Source organism: Amycolatopsis sp. NBC_00355 (assembly GCF_036104975.1).
GTDB lineage: Bacteria > Actinomycetota > Actinomycetes > Mycobacteriales > Pseudonocardiaceae > Amycolatopsis.
In genome coordinates, this window is the sequence record NZ_CP107982.1 from 8,560,390 (window position 1) to 8,576,060 (window position 15,671).

Genomic DNA, 15,671 nt, shown 5'->3' on the forward strand with positions numbered 1-15,671 from the left:
GTGAACCATGGGTGAGTACTCCTCCATTACCGTGGCGATCATGACGCTGACCGTGCTGGTGCCCGACGACGAAGGGCTGTCCGTGCTGGCCGAGGTGCCGCGGGTGCTCCCGGTGCGCTACCAGGCGGGCGAGCCGGTGCCGCCCGAGGCCGCGAAGGCCGAGGTGCTCATCCCCGGCAAACACCGCGCCGGCGACGAGCTGTGGCGTGCGCTGCCGAACTTGAAGCTGATCCAGCTGCTGTCCGCCGGCGCCGAGGACTGGGTCGGCAAGGTGCCCGACGGCGTCCTGCTCTCCACCTGCCGCGGCGCGCACGGCGGCAGCACCGCCGAGTGGGTCGTCGCCGTGCTGTTGTCGATTTATCGCAAACTCGACGTCTTCGCCGACGCGCGCCGCGAGGGCCGCTGGGCGCGGCAGACCGCCGACACTTTGCAGGGCAAGCGCGTCCTCGTGATCGGGGCCGGCGACCTTGGGCAGCACCTGCGGCGGCGGCTCGAACCGTTCGACACGCGCTGCACCATGGTCGGGCTGACCGCCCGGGACGGCGTGCACGGCGTGCAGGAGCTGCCTGGGCTGCTCGGCCTGCACGACGCCGTCGTGTTGATGGTGCCGCTGACCTCGCGTACCCGCGGGATGGTCGACGCGGAGTTCCTGGCCGAGATGCGGGACGGTGCGGTGCTGGTCAACGTGGCGCGAGGCAGCGTCGTGGACACCGACGCCCTGGTCGCCGAACTGACCACGGGCCGGTTGCGGGCCGCGCTCGACGTCACCGATCCTGAGCCGCCGCCTGCCGGTCATCCGCTGTGGACCGCGCCGGGGCTGCTGCTGACCCCGCACGTCGGCGGGACCGTGCGTGGCGTGCGCGGGCGGTCGTACGCCGTCGCCGCGGCCGAGATCGCGCGGTACGCCGGGGGTGAGCTGCCGGACAACCTGGTGCACGGGGAGTACTGAGCGCGGCGCGCTGCCTCGCCAGGCCCGCGCGGATCCCCTACCCTTCGCGCGTGACCAGTGCAGACGACTTCTCGCAGCAGCCCACCAGCGTCCTGTCGGGTGTCGAGGACAACGGGCCGGCCGACGACGGCCCCCGCCAGGGCGGGCTCGGGCTCGGCCTGCTGATCCTGCGGCTGGCGCTCGGCGTGACCATGGGGGCGCACGGCCTGCAGCACCTGTTCGGCCTGTTCGGCGGGCCCGGTATCGGTGGGTTCGCGCGGGTGCTGGAGACGTTCGGCTACCACAAGCAGACGACGCTCCTGTCGTGGATCACCGGCGTCACGGAGCTCGCCGGCGGTGTGCTCGTGGTCGTCGGGTTGTTCACGCCGCTGGCCGCGGCGGGGCTGCTGGGGGTGGCCGCGAACGCCGTGTACGCGAAGTTCCACGGCGGGTTCTTCGAGGGGCAGGGCCAGGGCTTCGAGTTCGAGCTGGTGCTCGGTCTTTCCGCGTTGAGCCTGCTGTTCACCGGGGCCGGACCGATTTCGCTGGAGCGGAACACCCCGTGGCGACGGCGGCCGCTGCCGCTCGGGCTGGTCTCGCTGCTGCTGGCCGCGGCGGCCTCGGTCGTGGTCATCGTGCTGACCCGCTGAAGACCCTGGGGACGACGTCCTGGCCTGGATCGCGGACTGTGGACAACTGCTGATCCGGTTTGCGGGCTGTGGACAACTTGGCTGTGTGGGCCGGGAGTTGTCGGTGGTCGCCGGTAGCGTGGAAAACGGGGGTACCCCCGCAGGCGGGGGGAGCTCAACGCGATCTTGCGACGGGGGCGGTTCCGCGGAGGTCGGCTCCGGTGGGTAGGAGGACATCCTGGGATCGGCGACGGTCGGCTGGGAGTGGTGGCCGCCGGTTCGAATATGCGGTGACCGACTGGGCAAGTGCCTGATCGCGCGAAGGCCGGCCGCGAGGAATGGCTGAAGCCGTCCGCGACAGCGCGAAAGTTGCCGCCGGGAGCGGTGAAGAACGCTCTCGCCGATGCGAAGGCCATCTCCGGGGTACCGCAAAGGCGTAGCCGACGGGCGAAGGCCGGCCAGGTGAACGGCGAAGGCGACACTCCGACAGCGCGAAGGCCGCCCCCGACGAAACGGGGGCGGCCTTCGTTGGCTCAATCCAGGCAGGCGACGTCGACCGCCCCGACGGAACGGGAGAGGCCATCGTTAGCTCAAGCCAGGCTCCTGCAGGCAGGCGACGTCGACCGCCGACAGCTCCTCGATGCGGCCGCGCAGCGCCTTCACCTCGCGCGCCGTGCGATCCCGCTCTTCCGCGCCCGTCTTGGCCTTCTTGCGCAGGATGGCGATAACGCCCCGCGCCTCCGCCGGCTCGCGCTTGGCGCGGTTACTTGTTCGGGTCGCGGACCGCGCCCGTGTCGGCCGATGTCGCCATGCGGGCGTACGCGCGCAAGGCCGCCGTGATCGGGCGTTCGCGGTCCTTCGGCTGCCACGGGCGCTCGGACGTCTCCATCTTCGACCGGCGCTCCGCCAGGACCTCCGGGTCCACCAGCAGTTCCAGCCGGCGCTCGTGGACGTCCAGCAGGATCCGGTCGCCGTTTTCGACCAGCGCGATCAGGCCGCCCGCCGCCGCTTCCGGGGAGATGTGGCCCACCGAGATGCCCGACGAACCTCCGGAGAAGCGGCCGTCGGTGATCAGGGCGCACTTCTTGCCCAGGCCCGAGCCCTTGAGGAAGGCCGTCGGGTGCAGCATTTCCTGCATGCCCGGGCCGCCCGCGGGGCCCTCGTAGCGGATGACCAGCACCTCGCCCGGCTGGATCTCCTTCTTGAGGATCGCCGACACGGCCTCCTCCTGGCTCTCCAGCACCCGCGCCGGGCCTTCGAAGCGCCACAGCTCCTCGTCGATGCCCGCGGACTTGATCACCGCGCCGTTCTCGGCGAGGTTGCCGCGCAGGATCGCCAGGCCGCCGTCCTTCGTGTACGCGTGCTCGACGTCGCGGATGCAGCCGCCCGCGGCGTCCGTGTCCAGCGACGACCAGCGGTTCTCCGTCGAGAACGCCTGCGTCGTGCGGACTCCGCCCGGTGCCGCGTGGAACAGCTCCACTGCGGTCTCAGAAGGCGACGACGCGCGGATGTCCCAGGCGGAAAGCCAGGACTCGATGTCGGGGGAGTGCACCGAGTGGACGCCGGTGTTGAGCAGCCCGCCGCGGTACAGCTCGCCCAGGATCGCCGGGATTCCGCCGGCGCGGTGGACGTCTTCCATGTGGTAGTCGGAGTTCGGCGCCACCTTGGACAGGCAGGGCACCCGGCGGCCGATCGCGTCGATGTCGGCGATCGTGAAGTCGACCTCGCCCTCCTGGGCGGCGGCGAGGATGTGCAGCACCGTGTTCGTCGAGCCGCCCATCGCCATGTCGAGGGCCATCGCGTTTTCGAACGCCGCCTTCGACGCGATCGAGCGCGGCAGCGCCGAGTCGTCGTCCTGCTCGTACCAGCGCTTGCAGAGCTCGACGACCGTCCGGCCGGCTTCCTCGAACAGCGCGCGACGCGCGGCGTGCGTGGCCAGCGTCGAGCCGTTGCCCGGCAGGGACAAGCCCAGGGCCTCGGTGAGGCAGTTCATCGAGTTCGCCGTGAACATGCCGGAGCACGAACCACACGTCGGGCACGCGGAACGCTCGACGATGTCGAGGCCTTCCTCGTCCACCTCGGGGCTCGCCGACGCGGCGATCGCGGTGATCAGGTCGGTCGGGGCCTGCGCGACGCCGCCCACGACCACGGCCTTGCCGGCCTCCATCGGGCCGCCGGAGACGAACACGACCGGGATGTTCAGCCGCATCGCGGCGTTGAGCATGCCCGGGGTGATCTTGTCGCAGTTGGAGATGCAGACGAGCGCGTCGGCCTGGTGCGCGTTGACCATGTACTCGACCGAGTCGGCGATGATCTCGCGCGAGGGCAGCGAGTAGAGCATGCCGGAGTGGCCCATCGCGATGCCGTCGTCGACGGCGATCGTGTGGAACTCGCGCGCGACGCCGCCGGCTTCCTTGACCGCGCCGGCGACGATCTCGCCGAGGTCCTTGAGGTGCACGTGGCCGGGCACGAACTGCGTGTAGGAGTTGGCGATCGCGACGATCGGCTTGCCGAAGTCGCTGTCGGTCATGCCGGTGGCGCGCCAGAGCGAGCGGGCGCCCGCCGCGTTGCGGCCGTGGGTGGTGGTCCGGGAACGGAGAGGCGGCACGGCGAACTCCCAGGTCGGATGGTGGCCAGGCGGAGGTTCGGGACGCTCCGGCGAAACTGGTCCTACCAATTTAGACCTTCACGAGGCTGCTTCGCCGCCGGGGTTACTCGCTGGGCGACGTCTCGGGCTTCGCGGGCTCGACGTCCTGGGTGTCCAGCAGTCCGCTCGGGTCGGCGACCAGCCCTTCGCTGACCAGCGACAACACCGGCAGGTGGCGGGTCCGCACGGTCGGCAGTGGCACCTTCGTGTCGTCGGTCAGCACCGCCTGGACGCGGGCCCGCTTGGTGATCGCCAGGCCCTTCAACGCCGACCACGGCACGTCACGGTGGCCGAACATCGTGCGCGTCGCCAGGCCCTTGCGGGTCGCGACGGTGCGGGTGCGGATCACGAACACCGCCAGCGCGATCGGGAAGACGTAGAGCCACTGCAGGTACGGGATCTCCCCGAGGGCGATCGGCGTCACGCAGATCGTCAGGAGCGCGATCGCCATGAACGACGTGCGGGGGATGCGGAAGACGGCCTTCCGGCCTTCGTCCTGCTCTTTTTCGGCCACGCCGAAATGGTGCACCGCCCGGCGCGAGCACCGGGAACCGGGTCCGCGCGGACGTGACACGCGCCGCGCCGGTGTCCACCATGCGGACTCACCGTCCCGCAGAGTTGACACTCGAGAGACCTTCGGACTAGCGTCAGCGTCGTGACACCGCTGACCGGCCTCGTACTTCCCAAGCGCGTCGACGCTTAGGGAAGTCTTTCCGCTGCGTCGACGCGCGACCCTCGTGCGACCTTACGGTCGGCGAGGGTTTTTTGTTGCCCGAGGGAAGCGATTCCCGGCCCCACCGCACAAAACCGACCCGAACGAGTGACACCGAGACCCACGAGGCAGAACCGATGACCAGTGCCACAAACCCGACGAAGCCGGGCCCGGCGCCCGGCGCGCCAGGAGCACGTCCGAAGCCGGCGCCGCCGGCGGGAACCCCGGTGCGCGTCACCGGCGCGCAGTCGCTCGTGCGCTCGCTCGAGGCGGTCGGCGCCGAGGTGGTCTTCGGGATTCCGGGCGGCACCATCCTGCCCGCCTACGACCCGCTGCTGGACTCCACGAAGGTCCGCCACATCCTGGTCCGCCACGAGCAGGGCGCCGGCCACGCCGCCACCGGCTACGCGCAGGCCACCGGCAAGGTCGGCGTCTGCATGGCCACCTCCGGTCCCGGCGCGACCAACCTGGTCACCCCGCTGGCCGACGCGAACATGGACTCCGTCCCGGTCGTGGCCATCACCGGCCAGCAGAGCCGGGCGCTGATCGGCACCGACGCATTCCAGGAAGCCGACATCTGCGGCATCACCATGCCGATCACCAAGCACAACTTCCTCGTCACGGACCCCGCGGACATCCCGCGGACCATCGCCGAGGCGTTCCACCTGGCGTCGACGGGCCGACCCGGCCCGGTCCTGGTGGACATCCCCAAGGACGTGCTGCAGGAGATGACCTCGTTCTCCTGGCCGACCGAGCTGCGGCTCCCGGGTTACCGCCCGACGCTGCGCCCGCACGGCAAGCAGGTCCGCGAAGCCGCGAAGCTCGTCGCGAAGTCACGCCGCCCGGTGCTGTACGTCGGTGGCGGCGTGATCAAGGCGGAAGCACACGAGCAGCTGAAGCAGCTCGCCGAGCTGACCGGCATCCCCGTCGTCACCACGTTGATGGCGCGCGGCGCGTTCCCCGACTCGCACCCGCAGCACCTCGGCATGCCGGGGATGCACGGCACGGTCGCCGCGGTCGCCGCGATGCAGCGCGCCGACCTGCTGATCGCGCTCGGCGCCCGCTTCGACGACCGCGTCACCGGCCAGTTGTCGTCGTTCGCGCCGGACGCCGCGATCGTGCACGCCGACATCGACCCGGCCGAGATCTCCAAGAACCGCAAGGCGGACGTCCCGATCGTGGGCGACTGCAAGGAGATCATCGGCGAGCTGATCACGGCCGTGCAGACCGAATTCGACCACGGCGGCAAGCCCGACCTCACCGACTGGTGGACCCAGGCCGACGGCTGGCGCAAGAACTACCCGGCCGGTTACGAGTGGCCGGACGACGGTTCGCTGTCGCCGCAGTACGTCATCGAGCGGATCGGCCAGATCGTCGGCCCGGACGCGGTGTACGCCGCCGGTGTCGGCCAGCACCAGATGTGGGCCGCGCAGTTCGTCAAGTACGAGAACCCGCGCACCTGGATCAACTCCGGCGGCCTCGGCACCATGGGGTACGCGGTGCCGGCGGCGATGGGCGCGCAGTTCGGCGTCCCCGGCACCCAGGTGTGGGCGATCGACGGCGACGGCTGCTTCCAGATGACCAACCAGGAGCTGGCCACCTGCGCCATCGAGGGCGCGCCGATCAAGGTCGCCGTCATCAACAACGGCAACCTGGGCATGGTCCGGCAGTGGCAGAACCTCTTCTACTCGGAGCGGTACTCCAACACCGACCTCGGCACGCACAAGCACCGCATCCCGGACTTCGTGCTGCTCGCCGAGGCGCTGGGCTGCGCCGGGCTGCGCTGCGAGACGAAGGAAGACGTCGACGCCACCATCCGCCGCGCGATGGAGATCAACGACCGCCCCGTCGTGATCGACTTCGTCGTGGGGAAGGATGCCCAGGTGTGGCCGATGGTCGCGGCCGGCACCGGCAACGACGAGATCATGGCGGTCCGGGGCATCCGGCCGCTGTTCGACGACGATGAGGTTTCGGTGGAGACGACCGAGGCCGCCGCGGAAGCCGCTGGGGAGGGTGAGCGCTGAGATGAGCGTCCACACGCTGAGTGTCCTGGTCGAGAACAAGCCGGGTGTGCTCGCGCGCGTCTCGGGCCTGTTCTCCCGCCGCGGTTTCAACATCGAGTCCCTCGCCGTCGGGCCCACGGAGAACCCCGAGGTGTCCCGCATGACGATCGTGGTCGCCGTCGAAGAGCTACCGCTCGAGCAGGTGACCAAGCAGCTCAACAAACTGGTCAATGTGATCAAAATAGTCGAGCTGGAGCAGTCGACCGCCGTGCAGCGCGAACTGCTGCTGGTCAAGGTGCGTGCCGACAACACCGTGCGCAGCCAGGTCCTCGAAACCGTCCAGCTCTTCCGGGCCAAGGTGGTCGACGTCTCCCCGGAGGCACTCACCGTCGAAGCCACCGGGACGTCCGACAAGATCGGTGCGCTGCTGCGGATGCTGGAGCCCTATGGCATCCGCGAGCTGGTGCAGTCAGGCATGGTCGCGGTGGGGCGGGGCGCCCGTTCCATCACCGCCACTTCACCGCGTTAACGAAGTAAGTCAGGAAAGGAAGCAGTACCCCCATGGCAGTGGAAATTTTCTACGACGACGACGCCGACCTCTCGATCATCCAGGGGCGCAAGGTCGCTGTCATCGGCTACGGCAGCCAGGGCCACGCCCACTCGCTGAGCCTGCGCGACTCCGGCGTCGACGTCCGCATCGGCCTGCCCGAGGGGTCCAAGTCGCGGGCGAAGGCCGAGGAGCAGGGCCTGCGCGTGCTCACCCCGGCCGAGGCGTCGGCCGAAGCCGACCTGATCATGATCCTGGCGCCGGACACCAAGCAGCGCCACATCTACGAGCAGGACATCGCGCCGAACCTCAAGGACGGCGACGCGATCTTCTTCGGGCACGGCTTCAACATCCGCTACGACCTGATCAAGCCGCCGGCCAACGTCGACGTCGCGATGGTCGCCCCGAAGGGCCCGGGCCACCTCGTCCGCCGCCAGTTCGTCGACGGCAAGGGCGTCCCGGCGCTCATCGCCGTCGAGCAGGACGCCTCCGGCAACGCCCAGGCGCTCGCCCTCTCCTACGCGGCCGCCATCGGTGGCGCCCGCGCCGGTGTCATCAAGACGACCTTCACCGAGGAGACCGAGACCGACCTCTTCGGCGAGCAGGCCGTGCTCTGCGGTGGCGCGTCCGCGCTGGTGCAGACCGGTTTCGAGGTGCTCACCGAGGCCGGTTACGCCCCGGAGATCGCCTACTTCGAGGTGCTGCACGAGCTGAAGCTGATCGTCGACCTGATGTACGAGGGCGGCATCGCGCGCCAGCGTTACTCGATCTCCGACACCGCCGAGTACGGCGACCTGACCCGCGGCCCGCGCGTCATCTCGCCAGCGGTCAAGGAAGAGATGAAGAAGATCCTCGGCGAGATCCAGGACGGCACGTTCGCCCGCGAATGGGTCGCCGAGGACGAGGCCGGCCGGCCGAACTTCACCAAGCTCGAGGAGCAGGGCAACCAGCACCCGATCGAGGCGACCGGCAAGAAGCTGCGCGACCTGATGTCGTGGGTGGACCGGCCGATCACCGAGACCGCCTGAGTTTCGTAGACCGTGAAGGGGACGTCCGAGCCGGACGTCCCCTTCACTGCGTTCGGTGCCTGGGTGGTTACGCTGATGGCATGAGTGAGCAGCCGGCCGACGACAAGGCGCACCTCCGGGACCAGCTGGACTTCACCGACGCCGAGTGGATCCGGGCCGAGCCGGAGGGTGTCACCCTCGACGAGTGCGTCGAGTACGTGTTCATCTCGCACACCGACGGCGTCACCTACACCGCGATGCGGAAGTCGCCGGATCCGGAGGGCGTGATCCTCGTCTTCACCCCGTCGGAGTGGGACGCGTTCCTCAAGGGCGTCCGCGACGGCGAGTTCACGCTGCCCCAAGACCTCGAAGAGGCTTAGGAACCCAGGCGGGCGGCCAACGCGGGGATCGTCCCGGTGTCACCCGCGACGGCGAGGTGGTCGCCGTAGTCGCGGGACTCGACGATCAGGCCGTCGCGGATCCGCATCACGAAGATGTTCGCGATCCGCACCGGGCGGCCGCCGTGCTCGCCCTGGTAGGCGAACTCGCCGATCAGCACCTCCGGGTCGGTGGTCTGGTAGGTGACCAGGTCCGCCACTGAAAAGCCGGGGTTGAGCGCCTTCCCGGCCTCGAAGTGCGCGCGCAGCTCGTCGCGGGTCCGCACCACACCCGAGCCCGGCAGGAACGGGTGCGTCACGTGGGTTTTCTCGGCGTACAGCTCCGGCAGCTCGTCCCACCGCGCGCCCGCGACGCCGAACACGAGCCGCTCGAACACGGTGCCCGCGCTCTCCTGGGTGACCGGCGAGAGTTCGCGTGGCGGCGCCTGTTCGTAGGCCTTCGGCAGCTGTTCGACGCCATCGCGGATCGCGGCGAGCCGCAGGTAGTCGTGGTAGTCGCGGGATCCGACGATCAGGCCGTCGCGGATCCGCAGGACCTGGATGTTGGCCGTGACGTCGGTCTTGCCGGTCTCGACCGACTCGGCGTCGTAGTCGTATTCGGCGACGATCACCTCGGGGTCGGTGGTCTCGTGGACGACGACGTTCTTGCGCTTGAGCCGGACCATCCCGGCGAGCGTGCCGGCGAACCGCTCGTGGACCGCCGCGCGGCCGGTGAGGCGGGTCGGCCGCGGCACGGCCTGGGGATGTTCGACGACGGTGTCCTCGGCGTAGAGCGCGGAAAGCTCGCCGAACCGTCCTTCGGAGATGCCGTCGGACAGCGCGGCGAACACGTCGCGGGGTGTGGTCACAAATCCTCCCAGGGACAAAACGGAGTCTGTAGTCCGTCTCGACGATACGGACTACAGACTCCGGTTGTCTACAGGTCGGCCAGCAGCTCCTTCGCGGCCGGCTGGTCGCAGTGCTCGGCCCAGGACTCCGGTGTGCTGTCGAAGAGCGCGTCCCGCGCGGTGAGGTCGGCGCCGCCTTCGACGAGCACCCGGATCACGTCGAGGTGCCCGGACTGCGCCGCCAGGTGCAGGGCGGTGGCGCCTTCACCGTGGTTCGGCCCGCCGAACGTGCCCGCGTGGTTCACGTCGGCGCCGAGGTCGAGCAGCGTCCGGACCGCCGCGAGCTTGCCGGACGCGGCCGCCCAGGTCAGGGCCGTGCCGCGGTAGACGTCGGCGTCGAGGCGGGCGCCGCGCGCGACGAGCGTGCGCAGGGCGTCGGCGCGGTCGTTGCGCGCCGCCCAGGCCAGGGCCTCGTCGCGGACCTCCGCCGGGTCGTCGCCCGGGCGCCAGGCCGGGAAGCCGCTGTGCGGGCGGTAGAACCCGCGATGGGCGCCGGCCGCCGCAGTCGGCGTCCCGTCCGGTTTCAGCAGCTCGTCGAGGAGCGCGGCGTGGCCGAGCCCGGCCGCGACGCGCAGGTTGCCGGGGGCGAGATCCCGCGCCGCCAGCTTCTCCGCAGCCTCGCGGTGGCCCCAGAACAAGGCGACGACCAGGGGAGTGCCGCCGTCTCCGCGCGCGGAGACGGCGACCGGCGCGCCCGCGTCGAGCAGGAGGTCGACGAGCCGCGCCTGGTTGCTGTAAGTGGCTTGGTGCAGCGGCGTCCAGCCGTGGACGTTGCCGCGCGCCGGGTCCGCGCCGTGGTCCAGCAGGACCCGGCTGAGCCGCTCGTCGCCGGTCGCGCCGGCCATGCCGAGCAGGTCGTTGCCGTTGGTGCCGCGGGCGGTGACGAGCCCGGGGAACCCGGCGAGCAGTGTTGCCAGCACGCCGGGATCCCGCGCCTCGACCGCGCGGTACGCCCGGGCGAACGGCTCACCACTGTCCACAAGCGACTTGATGTGCTCGCGAAGTGCCTTCCAGGAAACGAAACCGTGCTCGCGGGCGACGACCGCGCGGGCGCCGTCCCGGGTGAACGGCTGGTTCCAGCGGTCGAACGGCTCCCGCGCCCCGGGCGTCCCGTCTTCGGCGGACGCGAGCAGGCCGAGCGCGCGCCCGGCGTAGTAGTGGACGTCCTGGTGGTACGGGTGCTGCAGGGTTTCGCCGTGCTCGGCGACGCGACGGACGTACGCCTGCAGCTTCGGCCAGCTCGGGAAACCGTGCTCCCGGGCGATCCGGAACTGCGCCTCGGACAGCTTCACGGCTTCGGCGCGCGCGAGGTCCTTCGCGCGCTTTCGGAGCTGGTCCAGGCTGGGGTTGGCGGGCAAGGTGCCCATGGTGCCTTCCTTCCCTCGTCGCCCGTGGTCCGCCGGCACCGGGCAGGAAAGAAGGTGCGGAGCTGGTGGTGCGGTGCTGCGGGGGTGGGCTCGGCCCTTTCCGCGGACGGGACGCGGCCCTCACCGCGTCCCGCCAGCGTACCTCGGCGTGATGGAAGGGTCAGCACGCGTGATGGGAGGGTCGACACGCGTGATTGGAGGGTCGACACGGCGAAAGGGGACATTCGGTGCCGTGTCGACTCCCCAATCACGCGTGTCGACCCTGTGATCACGGGAGGAGGTCGGCCAATCTGCGGTAGGAGTCCTTGGTGCGGGCCAGGACCTGGACGCAGACGTGGTCGGCGCCGGCGTCGAGGTGGGCCCGGATCCGGTCCGCCGCCTGCTGCCCGCCGACCGCGACGAGGGCGCCGACCAGGCGGTCGCTGCCGCCGTCGGCCAGGTCCTCGTCGGTGAAGCCGAGCCGGCGGAGGTTCGCCCGGTGGTGCGCGGCGAGCTTCACGTACCCGGCGACGTGCTCGCGGGCCACCTCCCGCGAGCTGTCCAGGACCACGGCCTGCTCGACGGCCAGGTACTTGCCCGGGCCGAGCCGCTCCCGGGCCAGCGCCGTGTGCTCCGGCGGGACGAAGTACGGGTGGGCGCCGTCCGCCCGCTCGGCCGACAGGTCGAGAGCGCGAGGGCCGAGCGCCGCGAGCAGCCTGAGTGGCCGGGGAGACGGCTGCGGTTGCCCGGGCAGCTCGGCCGCGTCCATGCCGTCCAGGTAGTCGCGGATCGCGGCCAGCGGCCGCGTGCCCGGGCGGTGCCCGCCGATGCCCGCGATGAACCGGCCCGGGTAGGCCTCGCCCAAGGCCCGGACGGCTCCCTCCGCCGCGAGCGGGGAACGCTGGTCGAAGCGGGCGATCCCGGTGGCCACCACGAGTTCCGACGTCGCCGCGAGCAGCAGCGCCGCCTGGGTGAACGCTTCCCGCCCGGCGTACTCGCCGAACCACAGCTGCGTGAAGCCCAGCTCTTCGACCTCGGTGGCGGTCCGCCGCAGCTCGTCGATCGGGTCGCCGTCGAAGAACTGCCAGATCCCGACGCTCATCGGAGCACCGCCGGGGCCAGTTCGGCCAGGATGTCCACTGTGGAGTCGAAGGTGGCCGCGGCCGGCGTCAGCAGCACGTGGTCCGCGCCCGCGTCGAGCAGCTCGTCCAGGCGTTTCGCGATGGTTCCCGCGTCACCCCACAAAACGAGGTCGTCGACGAACCGGTCGCTCGGGCCGGAGATGTCGGCATCGCTGTAGCCGAGCCGTTTCCAGCCCGCGAGATACGCCTTGACGTGGTGCTCACGCGAGAGCGCCACCCGCTTCCGGACGCTTTCGCGGGCGTCCTCGCGCTTCCCGAGCAGCACCGTCTGCTGCGGGATCAGCAGCTTGTCCGGCCCGAGGATCTCCCGGGCGTACGGCGTGTGGCCGACCGGCTGGGCGAACGGGTGCGCGCCGTCGGCGTGGTCGCGCGACAGTTCCAGCATCTTCGGCCCGACGGCGGCCAGCACACGCGGAAACGCCACCGGTGAAGGGTTTTCCGCGGCAATGGCGTCCATTTCGGACAGATAGGCGCGCATCCGGTCGAGTGGCCGGTACTCCTCGCCGGCCTTCGCCGCCTGGAACGCGTGCCCGACGCCGACGCCGAGCACGAACCGGCCGGGGTGCGCTTGGGCCAGGGTGGCGCCGCCCTTCTCGGCGGTCACCCCGGGCCGGGCCCAGAGGTTGGCGATGCCGGTGCCGAGCACGACGTCCGGCACCGACGCGAGCAGGTCGCCGAAGTGGGCGAACACCTCGCGCGAGCCGGGACCTTCACCGCTCCAGACCGAGCGGTAGCCGAGCTCGGCGAGCCGGCGGGTGGCCGCGCGCTCGACGTCCGGCGGCGGGGCCAGCGGGGCACTCGGCAGCCAGGCGCCGATGGCGCCGAGCCGGGCCCGGGTTTCTTCGATCAGGGTCATCCTCGTCCCTCCAGTAATATGAGGCTGCCTCCGGTTAATATACGGAGGCAGCCTCCGATTGGCTACCCGGTAAGCTCGGCGGGGCGATGACCGAAGTCAAGCCGATGCGCGCGGACGCCCGCCGCAACTACGAACGCCTCCTTGAGGAGGCGCAGCGCGCCTTCGCCGAACACGGCGTCGAGGCGTCGCTGGAGGACATCGCCCGCCGGGCCGGCGTCGGCATCGGCACGCTCTACCGGCACTTCCCGACCCGCGACGCCCTGCTCGAGACCCTCCTGCGGGCCCGGTTCGACGGCCAGGCCGAGCGGGCCCGCGAGCTGCTCACCGACCCGGCGCCCCTTGACGCGCTGCAGGCGTGGCTGCTCGGGCTCGGCGACACCACCGGCACCTTCCGAGGCTTGGCCGAGCTGACGGCCGACGCGCTCAACGACGAGACGTCCCGCTTGTACGCTTCGTGTCACGCCATGCGGGACGCGGCGTCCCAGCTGGTGGAACGCGCGAAGGCGGCGGGGGAGCTGCGCGCGGACGTCACCACGCACGAACTGCTTCTGTTGCTGCACGCGGCATCCTGGGCGGGGCCGCACCTGCCCGGCGACGCGGGCATGCAGCGCCTGCTGGCTCTTGTTTTCGAGGGATTACGAGCGAGTTAACACCGTGGGAAGCCAGGACGTGCTCCTGCGCGTTAAACTCCCGCTCGACTGCCGCACAACGACGTGCTGAGACCGTCTGTCGACACATATGAACGTCCTGGAAGTGACCAGATAGTGGGAGCAGCATCGTGAGCAAGCCCAGTCTCCAACGTCCAGTTGTCCTCATCGCGGAGAAGCTCGCCCCCTCCGTGCTGAGTGTGTTCGGTGACGAGGTGGAGGTCCGGCACGTCGACGGCACGGACCGAGCCGCGCTGCTGGAGGCGGTGAAGAGCGCCGACGCGCTCCTGGTCCGGTCCGCCACCAAGGTCGACGCCGAGGTCTTCGCCGCCACGACCCAGCTCAAGGTCGTCGCCCGGGCCGGGGTCGGCCTGGACAACGTCGAGGTGCCCGCCGCCACCGAGCGTGGTGTCCTCGTCGTGAACGCCCCGACGTCCAACATCGTCTCCGCCGCCGAGCACGCCGTGGCGCTGCTGCTGGCCGTCGCGCGCCGCATCCCGGCCGCCGACCAGAGCCTGCGCGGCGGCGAGTGGAAGCGCAGCTCGTTCTCCGGTGTCGAGCTGCAGGGCAAGACCGTCGGTGTCGTGGGCCTCGGCAAGATCGGCCAGCTGTTCGCGCAGCGTCTCGCCGCTTTCGACGCGAAGCTCATCGCGTACGACCCGTACGTCTCGGCCGCGCGCGCCGCGCAGCTGGGCATCGAGCTCGTCACCCTCGACGAGCTGCTGACCCGCGCCGACGCCATCTCCATCCACCTGCCGAAGACGCCGGAGACCAAGGGCCTCATCGACGCCGAGGCGCTGAAGAAGACCAAGCCGGGCGTCATCATCGTGAACGCCGCCCGCGGCGGGCTGATCGTCGAGCAGGACCTGGCCGACGCGCTGCGCTCGGGCCACGTCGGCGGCGCCGGCGTCGACGTCTTCGTCACCGAGCCGACCACGTCCAGCCCGCTGTTCGAGCTGGAGAACGTCGTCGTCACCCCGCACCTGGGCGCCTCCACGGCCGAGGCGCAGGACCGCGCGGGCACCGACGTCGCGAAGTCGACGCTGCTGGCCCTGCGCGGCGACTTCGTGCCGGACGCGGTGAACGTCTCCGGCGGCGGCGCGGTCGGCGAGCACGTGCGCCCGTACTTGTCGCTGGTGCAGAAGCTCGGCACGCTGCTCACCGCGCTCAACCCGAAGGCGCCGACGTCGGTCGAGGTCGTCGTCAAGGGCGAGCTGTCGGCCGAGGACACCTCGGTGCTGCAGCTGGCCGCCCTGCGCGGGGTGTTCACCGGCGTGGTCGAGGACCAGGTCACGTTCGTCAACGCGCCGCAGCTCGCGGAGAAGCTCGGCGTCCAGGTGCAGCTGACCACGGAGTCGGAGAGCCCGAAGTTCCGCAACCTGGTCACCCTGCGCGCGGTGCACGCCGACGGCGCGACGCTGACGGTGTCCGGCTCGGTCACCGGCAAGGACGAGGCCGAGAAGCTCGTCGAGGTCAACGGCCGCGGGTTCGACCTGCGCGCCGAGGGCACCGTGCTGCTGGTCGAGTACCCGGACCGCCCGGGCGTGATGGGCCGCGTCGGCACGCTGCTCGGCGAAGCCGGCATCAACATCGAGGCCGCGCAGATCAGCCAGACCACCGACGGCTCCGACGCCGTGATGCTGCTGCGCGTCGACCGCCACATCGACGCGCACCTGCTGGAGCCGATCGGCGCCGCGGTGGGTGCGCACACGATCCGCGCCGTCGACTTCAACTGACGTCTCCGGCCCTGAAGGCCCCTTCGCCGCATTCGGCGAGGGGGCCTTCGTGCGTCCGGCGAGGATTCAGTTTGCCCGGCCACCGCGGGGTCCGGAACCGCAATCACATTCACATAACGGACTTCTTTGCCTACCTAAGTAGGTGTTTTGGGGCATTAAGTTCTCCCCGCGAGGTTGAACCACGCG

General features: G+C 70.7%; 14 protein-coding genes. 8 read left to right on the plus strand and 6 right to left on the minus strand.

Annotated features, from left to right (window positions below; genetic code table 11):
* Nucleotides 1-40: 40 nt before the first annotated feature.
* Together OHS18_RS39525 and OHS18_RS39530 are read left to right on the plus strand one after the other, a co-directional pair.
* The gene (locus OHS18_RS39525) at nucleotides 41-949 is read left to right on the plus strand and encodes a 2-hydroxyacid dehydrogenase (protein ID WP_328614242.1); all 909 of its coding nucleotides are present in this window, start codon (nucleotides 41-43) and stop codon (nucleotides 947-949) included.
* Between the two features lie 50 nt (nucleotides 950-999).
* Nucleotides 1,000-1,578, plus strand: a complete 579-nt coding sequence (locus tag OHS18_RS39530; RefSeq protein WP_328614243.1) for a DoxX family protein — start codon at nucleotides 1,000-1,002, stop codon at nucleotides 1,576-1,578.
* A 742-nt stretch (nucleotides 1,579-2,320) separates the two neighbouring features.
* On the opposite strand, the gene ilvD is transcribed toward OHS18_RS39530, so the two are convergent.
* Nucleotides 2,321-4,165 carry a dihydroxy-acid dehydratase gene (ilvD, locus tag OHS18_RS39535; protein ID WP_328614244.1) on the minus strand — a complete coding sequence of 615 codons (1,845 nt, stop codon included), beginning with the start codon at nucleotides 4,163-4,165 and terminating at the stop codon, nucleotides 2,321-2,323.
* Nucleotides 4,166-4,268: 103 nt separating this feature from the next.
* Nucleotides 4,269-4,718, minus strand: coding sequence for a PH domain-containing protein (locus OHS18_RS39540; RefSeq protein ID WP_328443718.1), 450 nt, complete (start codon nucleotides 4,716-4,718; stop codon nucleotides 4,269-4,271).
* 425 nt (nucleotides 4,719-5,143) lie between these two features.
* On the opposite strand from OHS18_RS39540, the gene OHS18_RS39545 reads away from it, so the two are divergent.
* The 4 genes from OHS18_RS39545 to OHS18_RS39560 all read left to right on the plus strand — a co-directional run bounded on the left by OHS18_RS39545 (nucleotide 5,144) and on the right by OHS18_RS39560 (nucleotide 8,853).
* Nucleotides 5,144-6,940 (plus strand): acetolactate synthase large subunit, encoded by a 1,797-nt coding sequence (locus tag OHS18_RS39545; RefSeq protein WP_247064031.1) that lies wholly within the window; start codon nucleotides 5,144-5,146, stop codon nucleotides 6,938-6,940.
* 1 nt (nucleotide 6,941) lies between these two features.
* Nucleotides 6,942-7,448: an acetolactate synthase small subunit gene (gene ilvN / locus OHS18_RS39550; RefSeq protein WP_003080760.1), complete on the plus strand. Its 507-nt coding sequence runs from the start codon at nucleotides 6,942-6,944 to the stop codon at nucleotides 7,446-7,448.
* 32 nt (nucleotides 7,449-7,480) lie between these two features.
* Entirely contained in the window at nucleotides 7,481-8,494 is a 1,014-nt protein-coding gene (gene ilvC / locus OHS18_RS39555) for a ketol-acid reductoisomerase (RefSeq protein WP_328443706.1), read from the plus strand.
* 80 nt (nucleotides 8,495-8,574) lie between these two features.
* The gene (locus OHS18_RS39560) at nucleotides 8,575-8,853 is read left to right on the plus strand and encodes a DUF397 domain-containing protein (protein WP_328614245.1); all 279 of its coding nucleotides are present in this window, start codon (nucleotides 8,575-8,577) and stop codon (nucleotides 8,851-8,853) included.
* On the opposite strand, the gene OHS18_RS39565 is transcribed toward OHS18_RS39560, so the two are convergent.
* The 4 genes from OHS18_RS39565 to OHS18_RS39580 all read right to left on the minus strand — a co-directional run bounded on the left by OHS18_RS39565 (nucleotide 8,850) and on the right by OHS18_RS39580 (nucleotide 13,102).
* Nucleotides 8,850-9,719 (minus strand): nuclear transport factor 2 family protein, encoded by an 870-nt coding sequence (locus tag OHS18_RS39565; protein WP_328614246.1) that lies wholly within the window; start codon nucleotides 9,717-9,719, stop codon nucleotides 8,850-8,852. The two genes, OHS18_RS39560 and OHS18_RS39565, sit on opposite strands and share 4 nt — an antisense overlap.
* Nucleotides 9,720-9,787: 68 nt before the next feature.
* Complete coding sequence (locus OHS18_RS39570) at nucleotides 9,788-11,125, minus strand: ankyrin repeat domain-containing protein (protein WP_328614247.1); 1,338 nt, start codon at nucleotides 11,123-11,125, stop codon at nucleotides 9,788-9,790.
* 268 nt (nucleotides 11,126-11,393) lie between these two features.
* The gene (locus tag OHS18_RS39575) at nucleotides 11,394-12,206 is read right to left on the minus strand and encodes a TIGR03620 family F420-dependent LLM class oxidoreductase (protein WP_328614248.1); all 813 of its coding nucleotides are present in this window, start codon (nucleotides 12,204-12,206) and stop codon (nucleotides 11,394-11,396) included.
* The gene (locus OHS18_RS39580; RefSeq protein WP_328614249.1) at nucleotides 12,203-13,102 is read right to left on the minus strand and encodes a TIGR03620 family F420-dependent LLM class oxidoreductase; all 900 of its coding nucleotides are present in this window, start codon (nucleotides 13,100-13,102) and stop codon (nucleotides 12,203-12,205) included. Before OHS18_RS39580 ends, OHS18_RS39575 begins: the two co-directional genes overlap by 4 nt.
* Nucleotides 13,103-13,188: 86 nt before the next feature.
* Here OHS18_RS39580 and OHS18_RS39585 point away from each other — a divergent pair, with 86 nt between their 5' ends.
* Together OHS18_RS39585 and serA are read left to right on the plus strand one after the other, a co-directional pair.
* On the plus strand, nucleotides 13,189-13,752 hold the full coding sequence (locus OHS18_RS39585; protein WP_247061917.1) for a TetR/AcrR family transcriptional regulator: 564 nt from the start codon (nucleotides 13,189-13,191) through the stop codon (nucleotides 13,750-13,752).
* 128 nt (nucleotides 13,753-13,880) lie between these two features.
* Entirely contained in the window at nucleotides 13,881-15,485 is a 1,605-nt protein-coding gene (gene serA, locus OHS18_RS39590) for a phosphoglycerate dehydrogenase (RefSeq protein WP_328614250.1), read from the plus strand.
* Nucleotides 15,486-15,671: the final 186 nt, after the last annotated feature.

Bases quoted from the DNA above. Each gene is read 5' to 3' on its own strand.
- OHS18_RS39525 (WP_328614242.1), top strand. From the start codon at position 41: ATGACGCTGACCGTGCTGGTGCCCGACGACGAAGGGCTGTCCGTGCTG.
- ilvN (WP_003080760.1), top strand. From the start codon at position 6,942: ATGAGCGTCCACACGCTGAGTGTCCTGGTCGAGAACAAGCCGGGTGTG.
- ilvC (WP_328443706.1), top strand. From the start codon at position 7,481: ATGGCAGTGGAAATTTTCTACGACGACGACGCCGACCTCTCGATCATC.
- OHS18_RS39560 (WP_328614245.1), top strand. From the start codon at position 8,575: ATGAGTGAGCAGCCGGCCGACGACAAGGCGCACCTCCGGGACCAGCTG.
- OHS18_RS39570 (WP_328614247.1), bottom strand. From the start codon at position 11,125: ATGGGCACCTTGCCCGCCAACCCCAGCCTGGACCAGCTCCGAAAGCGC.
- OHS18_RS39575 (WP_328614248.1), bottom strand. From the start codon at position 12,206: ATGAGCGTCGGGATCTGGCAGTTCTTCGACGGCGACCCGATCGACGAG.
- OHS18_RS39580 (WP_328614249.1), bottom strand. From the start codon at position 13,102: ATGACCCTGATCGAAGAAACCCGGGCCCGGCTCGGCGCCATCGGCGCC.
- OHS18_RS39585 (WP_247061917.1), top strand. From the start codon at position 13,189: ATGACCGAAGTCAAGCCGATGCGCGCGGACGCCCGCCGCAACTACGAA.